Origin of the sequence: Bifidobacterium sp. 2450 (assembly GCF_041900695.1) — a bacterium.
Taxonomy (GTDB): domain Bacteria; phylum Actinomycetota; class Actinomycetes; order Actinomycetales; family Bifidobacteriaceae; genus Bifidobacterium; species Bifidobacterium longum.
Genome location: NZ_JBHEEA010000015.1, coordinates 1 through 16,414 on the forward strand (window position 1 = coordinate 1; position 16,414 = coordinate 16,414).

Consider the following 16,414-nt stretch of genomic DNA (forward strand, 5'->3'; position numbering starts at 1 on the left):
GGTAGTGCCCGAACTCTTGCGCACTTTGGTCTTCGCCCGTCCCTGTGGCGGTGATCAGTTCGCTGCTGGTACGGTCTCACCGAGCCTTGACATGTCGAGGTAGCGGCGCGTCGACCACTCGTCGGATGTCACGTAGCGGACCCTCGCGCAGACGAGCATCAACGCGCTGCGTCCGTCGGGGAACGAGCCGACCACGCGGGTCCTGCGCCTGATCTCGCGGTTGAGCCGTTCGATCATGTTGTTGGTGCGGATCCGACGCCTATGCTCGCGCGGGTAGTCGTCGAGCAGGTAGGTCGTGGTCTCGCCGATGCCCTCGCGCAGGCATTTGGCGGCCTCCTTGAGTTTCCTGGATTCCATGTCCCGGGCGACGGATTCGGCCTTCTCCAACGCCTTGTCGCGTGATTCCATGGAGAACACGGCCTTCAGTGCGTCGGCCGCCCAGTCGCGGTTCCCGGGGTTGACCCTGGCGAGTATGTTGCGCTCGAAATGCACCATGCACCGCTGGTAGCGGGCATCGGGCAGCAGCTCGCCCGCGGCGGCGACCAGCCCCGCGCACCGATCTCCCGTCACCAGTCTCACGCCCTTGAGGCCTCGTGCGAGCATGCCTTTGATGAATTCGCGCCAGCTTTCCGCGTCCTCCTTCATGCCCTCGGCCACCGAAAGCACCTCGCGCCGCCCGTCCATGCCGACGCCGATGGCCACCAGGATGCTCACGTTCTCCACGGACCCGCCCCAGCACCTTTTGTGCCACACGCCGTCCATGAACAGGTACGGGTAATCCTGTTCGAGGGGCCTGCCCCGCCATGCGTCGATATCCGCATAGACGCGCTTGAGCTTGTCGCTCAGGGTCTGCGAGGGCATGCGGTCGCCCCACAGGAGCCGGCTGACATCATCGACCTGGCGGGTGGAGACGCCGGCCAGGTACATGTCGATCAAGGCCTCCTCGACGCTCTCCTCACGCCGACGGTATCGTTCGATCACGGCCGACTCGAACACCGCGCCCTTGAGTTTCGGCACTTTCAGGCTCATTTTGCCGGCCTTGACGGTCAGGTCGCGCTCGTAGTGGCCGGCCCGGTACGCCTTGCGGTCCCCGCTGCGCTCGTAGCGCGCGGCGCCGGTGATCTCGTCGGCCTCGGCGTCGAGCATCGCGTTCAGGGTCTCCTCGACGCTTTTGCGGACCATCCGGTCCAGGGTGGTTTCCAACATGGCCTGGTCGACCTGTAGAATCTGCTGTGACATGGCTTCGTGCCCTCGTTTCCAATCGCGGTTTTCTAATGTCTGGCGACTGAAAATCGTACACAGGACACGGGCCATGCCCCTATCTCAAGCCCAAACCAAAGTGCGCAAAATCTCGGGCGTTATCTTCTCACAGCTTGCTTGGTACGTTACCTGCGGTTTATTGATATCTGGAGTATTCGCTGGCCTGTACAGTCCAGCGGTCACTGCTGTTCGGAGAACTGGAAGAACTGGTCTCCGATACGCACCGTGGCAGGCGCGCTGAGCTTGAGCGGTGTGCCCTTGGTGACTTGTGTCTCCTGGCCATTGGTGATGATGTAGGTACCGTTCAACGAGCCGTAGTCCTCGATCCACAGCGCGCCATCGGTGTCGATGCTGATGGCGGCATGGTTGCGGGACGTGGTGCGGGTCGGGTCTTCGATACGCTCCGCCTTGGCACCCTGCGGCACATCCATGGAAGGCTTGCGGCCCAGCAACGTGCTCTTGTCGATCACAATGGTCTGGCCGGTGACATCGTTATGCAGCAGGTACGTCTTCTTTGGTGCCTTGGACGTGAACGAGGAGGAGAGCACGGTGCTGTCCCAATCCTCGATGTCGTTTTCGGCGGCGTGCGGTGTGGTGTCTACCGGAGCGGCAGTGGGCTCAGCGGCGGCAGTGGCGGCGGGCTCTGCGGTAAAAGCGGCATTGGTTGCCGCTTCCGCGGTGCTGGGCTGCCCGTAGTCGTTCTGCGGTTCGGCTGTGCCAACTGCGGAATCCGGGGTGCCTTCCACCGGATCGTCAGAATACCAACCCAGTTCAGGTGCTGGAGGGTAGGGAAGTTTGGCCATGATGATGCCGTCCTTTCACTGACGGGAAGCCAAAGCGGCGTTGATCGCCGGGTCGCCGAGCTGGCCCAGCCATCCGATCAGTGCCGGATAGGTGTTGGGATTACGGGCGATGCAGGCGCGTAGTTCAGGCGCGTACTGGGCAATCTGGGCGATTTGCATCTGGTCGGTGGTGGTCAGGGCCTGTTCGGCGGTGAAGCCATAAGGATTGGTGGCCACAGGCTCCTCGAATGCCGCTTGAGCTGCGGGCTGCTGGGCTGCGTACTGGTTGGCCGCATACTGGTCAGTCGTGGGCTGGGCTGCGTACTGGTTGGCAGCGGGCTGAACTGCGGCGTACTGGTCGGCGGCGTAAGCGTCTGCAGGCTGCTGCTCGGCAGCCTGCAGGGCCGCCTGTGCCGGGGCTTCCTGATCCTGAACCGGGCCGCCGAATGTCTCGGCAGTGAACCCGTATTGCGCTAGGGTCTCGCGGGCACGCTCATCGCCGAACTCGGCAATCCAACGCTTCAAGCCGGGGTAGCAACGCGGATTTACTGCGACGTTTGCGCCGAATTCCGGATTCTCGTAGGCGATTTTTGCCAACAGAATCGGGTCCGCGTTCGGATCCTGTACGGCAGCGACCGCAGCATCATAATCAACCATGGGATTACCTCCTTATGTTCGCTCGGTTATGCCGAACGTATGGTCCGTAGTGTTTGTAGTGTTGCGTCTTCAATGGCGCCAATGTCCTCGCCCTCGTCCAGTTTAAAAGCGCTGAACGCGTGATGTTCGGGTTCGGTCAGTGGCATATCGGCCACAATCACAGTGATATTGTCGGTTCCGCCCGCATCGAGCGCGGCCGCCACCAAGGCGTCCACGGCTTCCTGCGGACTGGAATGCGCTGCGGCAATGGCCGCAATCTGTTCGTCTGACACTTCACCGTGCAACCCATCCGAACAGATGATGAAACGGCCGGTCAGATCGGCAACATATACGTCGGGCACTATGCCATCCGGGTCGCCCAGGCATTGGGTGATGATATTGCGTGGAATGGTCGCCTCCGCCTCTTCCGGCAGCATCTGACCGGAATCGATGGCTTCTTGGCGCTGGGAATGATCCCGCGTGATGCGGGTCAGCGAGGAGGCGTCCCACACGGGGATGGTATCCGTGGCGGGGGCATCGGCATCCGGCAGCGGGCTGAGATGGTAGGTTCGGGAATCGCCGACATTGACCACATAGGTCTGGTCCGAGAAGTCCTGATCATCGGCGTCGCCAAACAAAGCTGCGCTGTGGGCATTGATGGCATCTGCGTAAGGCTGGGGCAAAACCAGTCCGGAGCAGGTCGTACCGGCCACGCCGCCGAGACGGTCTCCCAAATCGAGAATGTCGTGCTGAGCCTGTGCCAGGGTGTCGTCGATGTCATGGCGGGTGCGCGAGGGCATGGAAGCCAGCTGCGCGAAATGCTGGGCAGCCAACTGGCTTGCTTGCTCGCCGCCTTTGCCGCCGCCCATGCCGTCGCAGACCATGAACACGCCCTGTTGGGCGAATCCGGTGTCTTGGTTGTTCTTGCGCCTAAGGCCCACGTCACTGGTCATCGCGATACGGATGGAGCCTGTGGTCATGACGCCTTCCCCTTCTTACGCGCGCGCTTGACATGCGTCGTGTGCGGCTTGGCTGCGTGTCTATTTGACAGTATAGCCACGCTTTTCAGGGAAAGTCGTGTACGTATCCTCCTGAAACGCGGCAAAGAAGCGAGCATTGCCTTGCGTAATTGGTCGACTCCTGTCCAATATGTGGTGGCTTGGCCCGATTCAATGTCTTGCCCCGAGAACGTGGCGTAGTCGGCTTCCCGGCCAAGCTGGATCAAAGCCTGGTCATCTGTGCCGAGTTGACGGGCGATGGCACCGGCCTGATCTCGACGAGTGCCCTTGGCTGTGATGCCGCTTTGCTCGGCAAGCATGCGTATGGCATTCCAACCTGCTGCCACACGGGCTTTCGGACTGCCATGCCGCCGCGCTCGCGCCAGCAGCATGGCCTTGAACATCAGAATCAGACCGCAGACGATGAGTAGGGTCCACAATGGGCTGCCGTACAGGGCCACCTTGCGGGTCACTCGCCAGAACCGCACCCAGAACAGGTTGGTCGGCGAATCATCGGCGTCGGCGCCGGCCAATGAGCTTTGGCCCCTGGCTTGCGTCTGATCGCGCAGCGGATCGGTCAACGGCACTGGTGGTTGCCGGACCAGCGTCTGCGGATTCGGCGGCGTCAGGTTCTGGTTTTCATCAGGCACCTTGGTCTCCTTGGGCGTCGGATAGAACGCCACCCATCCCAGGCCCTGCAATTTGATTTCCACCCAAGCGGTGACATCGTTGCCGGTGAATTCGATTTTGGTGCCATTGCCCGAGGTCTTCTCCGTGCGGGCATCGGTGATTTCGCCATCCTCGTTTTTCGGCAGGAAGCCCAGGACCACACGGGAGGGCAGTCCCAGCTCACGAGCCATCAGTGCCATGGCGGAGGCATATTGCTCGGAGTCGCCCACCATGGCTGTGCCTGCCAGCAGCTTGTTGATGCGGTAGTTGCCATGGCCGGCATCGGAGGGATAATCGCCTTCGAGTCCATGAGAGAACCATCCGGAGTCTTTCAATGTGTCGGCCAACGCCGTGGCTGCGGCACCGCCCGAGGACTGTCCGCCGGCAATGGACGTGGCCAGTTTGCTGGCCGAATCGGGAACATCCTGGGCTTCCGGTTGGGTGATGCGGGCCGCGGCCGCACTGCTGATCTGCTTATCGGTGGGCTTGCGGGCGATAATGCCGGATTCGGTATAGGTGAGGCTTTTACGCGTGCCGGCGGGAATAATGGCGGAATCGGTATCCGTGTTGTAGTAGAACGTGTCATTGCCGTTGTCGGCATCGTTGGCGGAGCTCACGCCAGTGGCCGCTCCCGCCAGCGGCAGCCAGGTGTCGGTCAATCCCTGATCGACGGTGAAGGTCGCAGTGAAGGATTCACCCTGCTCATCCGCCTTGATCGTGGTGCCCACGCGATGATAATTCGAGGAGTCCGTGGCTTCGGAAGAATCGGACAGGTTCCATACTGTGCCGTCGAATCGATCCATCACCGCAAGTTTGACCGGTGTTCCGGCCGGCAGATTATGGACGGTCAGCAACACGTCTTTTTTGTGGTCCTTGATATAGGATCGCATGCCGCTGAGCGGGCTGGTGTAATCGTAGGGGCTTAACGGCGGATCGTAGCGGTCACGCAGCACGAAACGGTCCTGCGGCACCAGCAACGCGCCTCCGAAAGCAAGGCCGGCAGCGAGCACGACGATGATCAGCGCGGATATCCAGCGCCCCCATTCCAGCAGTTCAAGACGCCAAGACAGCCAGATAATCAGCAACAAGGCAAAGGCAATGCCGCAGATGTCACGTTGCCAGCCGCTGTCCGTACCCAGCAAAGCACATACGGCCACGGCCGCCGCAAGGGGCAGCACTCCCACCAGCGACAACCAGGCGTTGGCATTAATGGCAAACACGCCGGTGAGGAACGTAAGCCACAGGCCGATGGTCCATACCGCCATCAGCACGCCGTCTTGCGTGCCCAGAGGCGGATCGACGGAAATAATGTACTTGAACGAGCCAAACGTCATTTCCCAACCTGAACTCAAGGTCTTCAAGGTGGGAATCACGTAATGGGACGTGGTGGAACTCAGCGTTACTACCGGGCCGATGATGAATTGGGCGAACGCCAGAAACACGATTTGCCACCACAACCGTAACGCCGGCAACATGCCCGCCAGAGCGATGATCGCGCCCAGCAAGGTGGCCGGTACGGCGGCAATCGCCCAAGTGGCCACGCCGCCGTACACGTCGATGAGATTGGCTTGCGCCAGCAACATCATCGCCGCTATGAGTACGAGGCTGGCGATTCGTTTGCCCCACGGCTGGCGACTGAGGCCCATGCCGCGAAGCACATTGCCTCTGGTCATCCAGATAACCGAATGTGTGGAGTCGGCCCAGGAGCCGGTGGTGGCGGAGGTTCCGGTGTGCGTGCCGGAGGAAGTGCCGGTGTATGTGCCGCTCGATCCGGCGTACGCAGCGGTATTGGTATTGGTGATACTGGACTGGTCGAAGGTCATGCGAGCACCCCCATGATCAGTGGGAGATCATCGAGTTCGCCGATGGTGGCCAATGTGAAGTTGGCGAATCTTCTGATGCCGCGATTGGCGCCGGCGCTGGCCTGCAATACCACGCAGCTGGCCGATCGGGGCAAGGCCAAGGTCATGCGCTTGATTTGCTCGATGTCTTTCAGCGATCCAACAGTGAAAAAATAGAACGAAGCATCAGGACTGTGCTTCAGCGTGCCCTCGGCGAGATTCGGATTGTCCTCACGATCAGGCTCTATGGCACTGGCGTTGTCGAGGAACTCCATGGCGTTGCGCGGCTGGCCGTGCGCGTTGCCCGCGTGACAGAACAGCGGGCGATCCTGCAGCAGGCATTTGACGCCGATGGAGGAGTGGATGGACACCGCCATCTCGAATTCCTCGCCGTTGACGTACTCATCCGGGTTCACGCTGATGGTCACCGAGGTGTCGGTGCGGCGCGTGGCTTCATATTGGCGAATCATCAACGTGCCGGTTTTCGCGGAGCTCAGCCAGTGGACGTTACGCACGTCGTCGCCCGGCTCGTATTCGCGCAATCCGTAGAAGTCGAGATCATCATCCACGATCTGGCCGGATGGTTGGCCTTCCAGATCGCGGGGCACGCCGGCATTCAGGGTATCGAGACGCACGGTACGAGGGTGGATGAATACGATGATGCGGTCGGCCAGCTCCTTTTCGTGACGCACCAGGCCGAACGGGTCTCCCTTGCGGATGCGCAATGGTCCGATGGGCAGTATTGCGCGCGATACCGTACGGAACTCCACATCGGTTTGCTTGGATTGCCCGGGAGCCAGCATGGGGATGTTGAATCGTTCATGCGCATCGCCGATTGGCAGATATCCGCGTGCCGTGGTTGTCGGCGTTCTGCCGGTGTTGTCGATGCCGACGATAACGGATATGTTGTCTCCCACGGTCACGCGATGATTGGATACGGCGATGGACGCGTGGAAGCGTGTGTTGCCGAGGGAAAGCGCGATTGCCGCGAGCATCATCACCATCGCCACGATGCCGAATACGAGCAGCTCATACCAGCCCAGAGGTAGGAACGCAATAAGACATGCGATGCCTGCGCCCGTTACCGCCCAGCCCAAGGGCGAGACGTAGGATGCGAAGAACCGTCTGATGCGTCTTACCGCGCGCTTGAACATGCGTTCAGCGCGCCGGCGACGGCGTAATGCGGCGGATGTAGATGCCATGGTCGGATACCTTTCCAGGCCCTATCAGGAACCGATGGTGGGGGAGGGAACGTCTTCGAGCACCTGTGCGATCAGGCTTTCCGGAGTCGCCCCATCGAAGGTGGCTTCCGGAGTCAGCGTGATACGGTGTGCGAGCACGGCCACTGCAAGGTCCTTGACGTCATCCGGCACCACGTAGGCACGGCCATCGGCCGCGGCCCAGATACGGGCGCATCGAGTCAGCGCCAAAGCGCCACGCATGGAGGAGCCGACTGTGATCTTCTCGTTGTGGCGGGTCGCCTCGACGAGCCTGACGATGTATTCACGAATCGCATCATCCACATAGATTTCGGTGGCCACCTGACGCAGCCGCATGACATCGTCACCGCTCAGCACCGGGGAAATGGTCTGCGCACGGTCGGTGATATCGACCTGCTTGAGGATATCGACGGACACATCATGGCCCGGGTGGCCGATTGACGTCTTGATAAGGAATCGGTCCATCTGCGCCTCAGGCAGCTTATAGGTACCGAGCTGCTCGATGGGGTTCTGGGTTGCAATCACGATAAACGGCTGTGGCACATCATGGGTGACGCCGTCAACGGTGACTTTCTGCTCTTCCATAACCTCCAGAAGTGCGGACTGCGTCTTCGGCGATGCACGGTTGATCTCATCGGCCAGCACGATGGAGGCGAAAATCGGGCCTTCGCGGAACTCAAATTCTCCGCGCTTCTGATCGTAGAAAGTCACACCCACCACATCCGAAGGCAGCAGATCGGGCGTGAACTGAATACGCTTGAAACCGGTGGAAATGGAATTGGCCAAGCCTCGGGCCAACTGGGTCTTACCGGTGCCGGGGTTGTCTTCAAGCAGAATATGGCCACCGACCATCAGTGCGGTGACGCATTGCTTGATAGGGATGGTCTTGCCGATAACCACCTTGGAGACATTTTCGACCAGCGCATTGAAGGACTGCTGGAAATCCAGGACCTGAGCCGTGGGCTGGGGCAGTAGTCCGGAATTGATGCTGGCGGGCAGTACCGATGCGGCTGCTTGCGCGGCTTTGCTCGACTGACGCTGCGGCTGGGATTGCGGCTGTGATTGCGCGGCGGCCTGCTGCGGGATGGCTGGCGTCGATCCCTTGCGCGGCTTGAGCACGGTGCTGTCATCGCCCGCAGGGATGGAGGCGGCGTCAGTAGTAGGAGACGGCTTTTCTGACGGCGCTTGTGACGGCCGCTGCGGCAGGTTAGGCGGCGCAACGGACTGCGGCGCCGACTCGGTGCTTGGGGTCGTGCCGGTGTGTGGTGCGGATGCCAGGTGCGTGGCGTCGGACAAGTGCGTGGCGTCGGATAGCTGCGTGCTGTCGGACAGACGGGTCGTGTCAGACAACTGCGTCGCGTCATCGATGTTCTCGCTCATGGATGTTCTCCTACTGCTTGTGAATGGTGGTTGACGATATTGGGGTATTGCCGAAACCAAGAATCCAAGGGTTCTTGGCCAAAGTAGTGACATCGGTACCGGATTTAAGCGACTCGGTCCTCTCCGAGGAGTCAGAGGGGCGTGCGCCCGCGACGCTGCCTCCGTCCGCAGTGTTGTCGAGACCGGAGTATCCCGGCCCGCCGGTGACTTTGACGCTCCACGCGTAGTTGCCATCGGCGGCCACGGCCAAGTCGGTGACGTCCAATGGCTGGCCGGAGTTCCACGTGAACGGTTGACCATTGATGATGATTTGTACAGTGGCCGACTTGCCATAGACATCAACCGAACCGCCGGTGACGTTAATGACGTGAGCGTTGACTGACCAGCGCAGCTCCTGCGGTTTGTTGATTACAGCCTTCTTCTCATAGGTGTAAGGAGCGCCATTGTGCGGGCCTCCGATGGCGGCATCGCTGGTAGCGCCGTTGAACACCTGTTGCACCGATGCGGTGTTGCATTTGGCCCAAGGACTCATTCGGAAGTCGAGTGAGTTCCGGTTAGTAGCTGTACCAGAATCGATGCCATCGGCAGTCACGCCGTAGGACTGCGCATGTCCCTGCTTGGTCCAATGCACGGTGCATGTACTGCCGGATCCGGTGGTGTAGACGTCAGTGGGCGGCTGGACCTTGTACTGCGGGACAAAGCTGCTCTTGCCCGTGCCGGCGGAAGCATCGCGCTGCGGCACCACGGTGGCTGTTACGGTGATTTCCCGGGTGTTCAAATCGTTCTCATTGATATCGAACGTAGCGCCACTGTCACTGCAATCGATGGTGTCCTTGACATCTCCTCCCAAGGAAATTCGCCGGCAGCCGGCATTGCGGTTGTTGCCGAGAGTGACTTTCGCCGTTACTGTGGTGTCGTTGTTCGACAACGCAATGTTCGGCGCATCCGGGTCTCCCCAGATCTTCTCTGACGGCGATGCGGCGGACTCGGCGCTCCAATTGATTTTGTTATGGGCTTTGACGGTCGCCGTAATGGCGGTGCCATCGGAAATGTCGTTGTTGTTGAACGTAAACGACAGCTCGGTGGCCGTATTGCCGGTTTCCTTGGTCTGCGGAGCACCTGCACCGGTGACGGTCACCGAATAGTTGTCGACGGCGCTGAAATCACCGCTCGGTGCCTTCCATGTCACCTTGGCGGTTTTATTGCCACCCGTGACCGTAACATCAGTGGGAGCGGACGGCACCTTGTCCGGTGTGGCTTCGACGGCGGTGGACGGCTTGGACCAACCGACGTCATTTCGCGCGGCGACGGTGAAGGAATAGGTTTTGCCGTTCTTCAGACCAGTGACCTGGCATGAGGTGACGGCACCGCAATCCTTCTCTCCGGTGGCGGCACCGGTCCAACTGACCTTGTAGTTGGTGATCGGGCTGCCATTGGCGGCACCGGGCGTCCATGTGAGGCTGACCGCGCTGTCCTGCGGTTCCCCGGCTACGGGGGAGAGCAGTGGCGGCTCGGGCTTGTCGATCACGGACACGGTAATCGATGCGGTGACCTCACGATCCTTGGACTTGGTGCCGTCTTGCACGGTGACGAGCACGGTGTTCGTGGAAGCACCCACATCGGATGCGACGGCGATGGCGACGTTTCCGGAGGCATCACATCCGGCGATGGTGAGTTTGGCGGCGTCATCCGCCTTGCAGCTGATGACGGTCAGCGAGGAATCGGGGAACGGATTGTACGCGCCGGTAAGCACGTTCACGGCATCGCTGGCACCGGCCTTGATCTTCAACGTCTTGTCGCCGACGCGTGCCAGCGGACGGGTCGAAGACACTACGCGCACGGTCACACCGGCATTCACGGTGCCCGCGCCGTATGCGATTTGCACGGGAATGGACGCGGTGGTGCCAGGAGCGGCATCCTTGGTGGCGGAAACCTGCAAGCTGCCGGAACGGGACAGGTTAGCGGTGATTCGCCCGGACGATGAGCTTCCGCCGGAATACGTGTATTGCTTCTCGTCGTCATACACGCCGGACGGTGCATGGGTGAGCGCCGTCAGATCAACGGTCTTGGGGTCCGCGCCCGCCTCGACATCAATAGTGGAGGACGAGAACGTGGGCGGCGGCACATCGCGGCCTATCACCGTGATCTGGAGAGTGATCACTGCGGAATTGATGATCTTGGTCTTATCCGATCCCTGCTTGCCATCCACAGCGGTAAAGGTAATGGAGGCGGGGCCTGCGTAGTCTTTTGCCGCAGTGAACTTCAGGGTCTTGTCGTTCACGTAGAAATCGGAGTTGGAAGCCTTGGTGGCGCTGACGGAATCAGCGCTTTCGATATACGGTTCTTTGCCGGCGCCGACGCGGACATAGTCATTGATGTTGATTTCAATGGTCTCACGCGAATTGACCTTCAATTCCGGTGCCTTGGGACGCAACGTGGGCGGAAAGACACCATAGGCCGGTACCTGGATGAACGCGGTGGAGGTGATGTTGTATTTCGTATTGGTCACCGTGTAAGGCACGGCTCGCGCCTGTGACGTCAGGTCGACGGTGATGGTGGTCGAATGCTCGCCGCCCTTGACGTGAGCGTGAGCGCTGGCGGAGGGATGCACGCCGACCTTGAGCTCATTGGCTGTGCCGGAAGGATTGGCGATCCACTGGGAAACATCCACATCCACGGACTTCTTATCGATGGTGGCGGCGGACGGCACACGATAGTCGTAGGCGGTAGGCGGCTCGATGGCGGCATTCGGATCCACGTTTACCGTGAGGGTGGCCGTATCGGACAAGCCGGCCTTGTCTTTGACCGTGTAGGCGATATAGGCGGTGGTGGCGCTGCCGGGCGTGGTGAAGGAGATCATGTTGTCTTTCACGCTCACCCCGTCGAGACCTTGGACCTCGACATGCTTGTCGACGGTCAGATTGGTGTTGTCGCCGGAGATGTCGTTCTGCGCGGCCGGCACGGTTGCGGCCGTATTGGGCCTCAACGTGATTTCGTCATCCCTGGCGTATACGCCGGAGTCGGACGATCCTTGGAATACGCCCACGCGGATCTGCGCCTGTGCGCGCTGACCGGTCCAATCCTCCACGGCATAGGAGAAGGTGTCGGTGCCGGACGAATCCGGATACGCTTCATAGACCAAGTAGTCGGAACCGACTTCGGATATGCGGCCCAGCGTGGGTGCCTTGTTGCCCAGACCCAACAGCTGATCGTCGTCGCCATCCGTGTCTATGCCGGTCAGTGTGATGGGGATGCGGACCTTCTGCCCAGCGGCAACCTGCGCTTCGGCGTCATGCGGGGTTGGCGCGGCCTTGCTCGCTGCGTCGCTCTTATGCACGGTAATGGTGATATTGGCGGAAGCCACATTGCCCAGATTGTCTTCAACCGTATAGGTGATGGGGAAGTTGCCGGTCTCGCTGGATGCTTGGTAGCGGACCGTGTCTCCAGAGACGAAGGCCAGACCCTTGAACGTCTCCTTGTCGTATTGCAGGTTGTTCTTGAGTTTGACCGTGGTGCCATCCGAGTAGGCCACATGGTCAAGCACATCCACGGACACGATGCCGCCGGTGCGCACTTGGGCATTGATATTGCTGGCCTTGGGCACTGAATTCGAGGTGGTCAGAGCCGGTGGCTGCAACACGATGGTGCCCTTGGCGGTTCCGGAGGCGTTGGCCACGGTGTAGGTAAGGGCGACGGGTTTCGTGGGCACCTGACGCGCGGTGATATACACGCGCTTATGGCTGACGAGACCAACCTTGATGCCGGAGTCGGCTGGTGCGCTCACCGTGGTGACGGATAGCACGCCGCCCATCGGATCGACGTCATTGGTGAGCGGCTCCACAATGGCGGTATTATCCGCGCCAAGCAGGGCGACATCGTTGGCGGCAACCGGTTTGGCGGCCTCGCCGGTGGCGGGCTGTACCTCGACGCGAGCCAATCCGGTGGCCGGAATCGAGCCTTGAGTAATGGTGTAGGGCACATAATAGGTGCCGGGATTGGTGGCCTTGAACGTCAACGACATATCCGCCGCATTGGTGGTCGTCGAAGCGCCGTTGGGCGTATCCACCTGAGTCAGTTGTGCCGGCTGCAAGGAAGTGCCATGCACGTAAGAGGACAGCTTGACGACGGTATCCGTGTTGGGAACGGTGGTTTTCGCTACCGGGTCGATGACTGCGGCCAAGGTGTTCGCGGGCTTGACCGAGAAATACACCATGCCGGTGCCGGTCGCCGTGCCGTCGGAGACGGTGACCTCGACGCCCACGCGTCCCGACGCCAGCGCACCGGTGTTGAACGTAAGCTGGCCGTCGGCTCGGGTGGACACCTGCACCTGGTCGGTGTTCTGGGCCACAGCGGAGACCAGAGTGAGCGGGTCTCCATCCGGATCGTTGAAGCTGCTCAGCGCATTGGCGGTATAACTGGCTCCCTGCTCCACATCGATCTCGGGAGGAGTGTCGAACTGTACGGGAGCGTGGTTGCCTCCATCATTCAGGGTTACGGTCACCGTGGCGGAAGAGGTCTGGCCGCGGCCATCGGAAATATCGTAAGTAAAGGTAACGGTGCCTGCGGATGCGGCGGAGGCATCGAGTTGCAGATACCGGCCGTCGTAAATCGGTGAAATGGTGACGTCTTTGTTGTTTGGTGCGCCAACCTTGGTGATTTTCAGTACGGAACAATCGGTCTGCTCGTCATTGCGCAGCACGTCGAGAATCTGTTCCGAACCGGCTCGTGCGCCGATTTCATCATCCTCGGCTTTGATTTGGCCGGATTGTGCGGAACAGGTCTTGGAGAAGTCGTGGTGGTTGTTGGCCGAGTCGTTGTTCTGCTGTTCTTTCTCGGTCTGCTCGGTCTGTATTTTGTTCCACTGTATTTTGATGACTTTGGTGGAATCCTCAGGTTTCCACACATTGCCGTTAACCGTGTCGTTGAGCACCACAAGGCGATGGTTGGTGCGGAACACCAATTCGGAAGTAGTATTGACGGATTCGAGGGTTTGCGGCTTGACGCTGGTATCCGCGGGGGAGCAGGCGCGAATGTAGTTGCTGGCCTTCTGGCTCCAAGCCGAGTACACGCAGCCCTTGGACGATACCGGTCGTGCCGGATTCGCCTTGCCCCCGTTGGCTATGAAATTCGCCTTGGCATTGGACTTCAACGGGATAAGCGCAAGGCCTCTCGGTGATGCCGCGGCCACCCAATCGGACTGTACGTCATCAGTGGGAGGCTCCTGAAGGGTGAGGGTGCCGGTCGTGTCGACATCGACGCGGCCGCCCTTGAATATGACGGTTTTGCCGGTTGCGATTACCGGCGTGCTCCCGATGACGGTAAAGCTTTCAACGGTCTGCTGCTTGCCGTCGGTCAGCGATTCGAGGGTTTTGGCCTTGGCGCTGCTGGGATTGTCAAGACGCAGCACCATACCGTCGGATGGACGGTATCCGTAGACCTTGCCATCGTGGGTTACTACGATGCGCCCGCCCTCGCCCAGCTTCATTTTCGGATCGGAAGTGGTGGGGGCCACGGAATCAAGGTTTTCCGACAAGCCGGTCCACACATTGCCGGTCTTCTCGTTGATCAGGGCTACGGTATCCCCGCCGACCACAGTGGTGGTGTTGGCTTTGATGTCGGTCTTGACTCCGGTGCTGACCGTGGATGCCTTGATGGTGGAGGCTTTGGTCGTTTCGGTCAGGATGGTGTCGCCATTATGCTGCGCGATGTCGAATCGTGGGGCGGAGGAGGAGACGCCGGCGTCGGCCTCCTTGTTCTTCACGTTGAATCGTGCGGCCTTCTGGTTCTTCAGCGAAGTGACCCATACGGTGCCATCGTCCAGTTGCACATGGCGGCGCGTGACGGTGCTCATGATCACCGCGCCGGCAACAAGTCCCAGAAGCAGCAGGAGCGTGATTACGGGAACCGTCCACGTATGCCCTCCGGAGGGCATAAGGCGGCGCAAAGCCGCGCTGATGCGTCGGCGACGATCGTATGACTGGGACGATGTGGCCATCTGAACTCCCTGAACCCTGGTTTCTCTGGTTGCTAGTGTAATGACAACGCTTTACGGTTCCAATACCTGCCGTTCCTGTTGTCCGTTTGGTGAATTCGCCACTGCCGAGCGCATGCCTGATGCGATACGCAATGCCAAGGTGGTATGCCCGGCAGTGGCGAGCGGATCACTCTTGCGGCTTGGCTGCACAGGCGATGGCGGGGCTGCCGGACATCTGGCGGTTCTTGCGCACAATGGACACCTGAATGCAGGTCTGCGAGCCTTCCTGCGCGTTGACGGTCACCGTGGGATCTGACGTTGTGACGGTTTGCGCGCTCTGGTCGGTATTGCTGCCCTGCACTATGGCCCACGCATAGGTATCACCGCTTTGCGGGTCTGGATTCGTCCAGGTGAACGTCACGGATGACCCATCCGCCGCATAGGTGCCGTTCAGATTCTCCGGGGAAGGAATCTGGGCGTTCGCGGTATCGGTGATCACGTCATCCTGATTATTGCGGTTGTTGTCATCATCCTTGGTGCCGGGCGTCGCCACCTGTTTGGTATCTGATCCGGTGGCGCTGTCCATGCGGGGAACGACCACGAAGGCGAATATCAGTGCCGCTGCGGTAATCGCCGCAAGTATACCGACGATAATACCCACCGGTTTGACCCATCGCCGTGACGAACGGGTGATCTGATCTCGCTGGTCCGTGGCCCGGCGCCGACGCTCGATGTCTTTGGGGTAGGCCGGCATCCCTTCCACGGTAACGAGAGTGGCATGCCCGAAATATGCGAATTGCACACGCTGCATGGCACGTGCGAACTCCAACGCGGAGTAGTACCGCTGGTCGGGGTCCTTGTTCAGGGCCCGGCGCAGCACCGCTTCCACATCGGCCGGTACGTCGGGGCGGTTGAGGCGAGGCAATGGCTGGTTGACGATCAGCGAAATCAGTTCCGATTGCGAACGTGGATGATATTCGTGCTGGAATGGCGAGCAGCCGACGAACATGGCGTACAGGGTGGCCGCCAGTGAATAGATGTCGGCGGCTTCCGAACCATTGGTCAGATGCTGAAGCACTTCAGGCGGTGCCCACGGCGGCGAGAATCCGGTTTCGGTACGGTCATACACATCGGTGGAGATACCGAAATCACCCAGAACAGGCAAGCCCTGCGAGGTGATGAGAATGTTGCTGGGCTTGATGTCGTGATGGATGATATTGCTGCGATGCGCGGTGAACAGCGCGCTTGACAGCTTGATGCCGAGGTCGAGTACCTGCTCGCAGGTCATGGACCGGGCCTTCATAATGCTGTTGTAGGTGCCGCCCGACGCATATTCGATGACAATGTAGCCATGGCCATCGGAGGTGACGCCGGCACCATATACCGGCAGAATGTACGGGTGGGATGACAGCTTGGCCATGAAGTTGGCCTCGCGGTTGAACAGGGCAGCGGCCCGTGGGTCAAGGGTTTTGGCGCTGACCTTTACCGCCACCGGGCGTGCGGGCATACGCTGGTTATATAGGTACACCGTGGCGGTGGCACCGCTTCCCAACATCTGGACGAAATCATATCCGGGCAGCTTCGGCGGCCTCATCGGAGTATTGGACATCTGTTCCCTCCCTCCTTGGAAATGCGCTCTCCCTGCATTCGTTCT

Annotated in this window: 9 protein-coding genes; all 9 read right to left on the reverse strand. The window is 60.3% G+C overall.

Annotated features, from left to right (window positions below):
- Nucleotides 1-54: 54 nt before the first annotated feature.
- Complete coding sequence (locus ACEUKI_RS08680) at nt 55-1,239, reverse strand: IS256 family transposase (RefSeq protein WP_131218582.1); 1,185 nt, start codon at nt 1,237-1,239, stop codon at nt 55-57.
- Between the two features lie 200 nt (nt 1,240-1,439).
- Entirely contained in the window at nt 1,440-2,063 is a 624-nt protein-coding gene (locus ACEUKI_RS08685; RefSeq protein WP_065437281.1) for an FHA domain-containing protein, read from the reverse strand.
- A gap of 15 nt (nt 2,064-2,078) precedes the next feature.
- Complete coding sequence (locus ACEUKI_RS08690; protein WP_115770672.1) at nt 2,079-2,699, reverse strand: hypothetical protein; 621 nt, start codon at nt 2,697-2,699, stop codon at nt 2,079-2,081.
- A 26-nt stretch (nt 2,700-2,725) separates the two neighbouring features.
- A complete protein-coding gene (locus tag ACEUKI_RS08695; RefSeq protein WP_080785282.1) occupies nt 2,726-3,658 on the reverse strand; it encodes a PP2C family serine/threonine-protein phosphatase in 933 nt (310 codons plus the stop codon).
- On the reverse strand, nt 3,655-6,168 hold the full coding sequence (locus ACEUKI_RS08700; protein WP_144169338.1) for a transglutaminase-like domain-containing protein: 2,514 nt from the start codon (nt 6,166-6,168) through the stop codon (nt 3,655-3,657). Before ACEUKI_RS08700 ends, ACEUKI_RS08695 begins: the two co-directional genes overlap by 4 nt.
- The gene (locus ACEUKI_RS08705; protein WP_374156732.1) at nt 6,165-7,388 is read right to left on the reverse strand and encodes a DUF58 domain-containing protein; all 1,224 of its coding nucleotides are present in this window, start codon (nt 7,386-7,388) and stop codon (nt 6,165-6,167) included. Before ACEUKI_RS08705 ends, ACEUKI_RS08700 begins: the two co-directional genes overlap by 4 nt.
- A gap of 24 nt (nt 7,389-7,412) precedes the next feature.
- Nucleotides 7,413-8,786 (reverse strand): AAA family ATPase, encoded by a 1,374-nt coding sequence (locus ACEUKI_RS08710; RefSeq protein ID WP_374156733.1) that lies wholly within the window; start codon nt 8,784-8,786, stop codon nt 7,413-7,415.
- Nucleotides 8,787-8,796: 10 nt separating this feature from the next.
- Complete coding sequence (locus ACEUKI_RS08715) at nt 8,797-14,781, reverse strand: Ig-like domain-containing protein (RefSeq protein ID WP_374156734.1); 5,985 nt, start codon at nt 14,779-14,781, stop codon at nt 8,797-8,799.
- 166 nt (nt 14,782-14,947) lie between these two features.
- Nucleotides 14,948-16,369, reverse strand: a complete 1,422-nt coding sequence (locus tag ACEUKI_RS08720; protein ID WP_080785277.1) for a serine/threonine-protein kinase — start codon at nt 16,367-16,369, stop codon at nt 14,948-14,950.
- Nucleotides 16,370-16,414 lie beyond the last annotated feature (45 nt).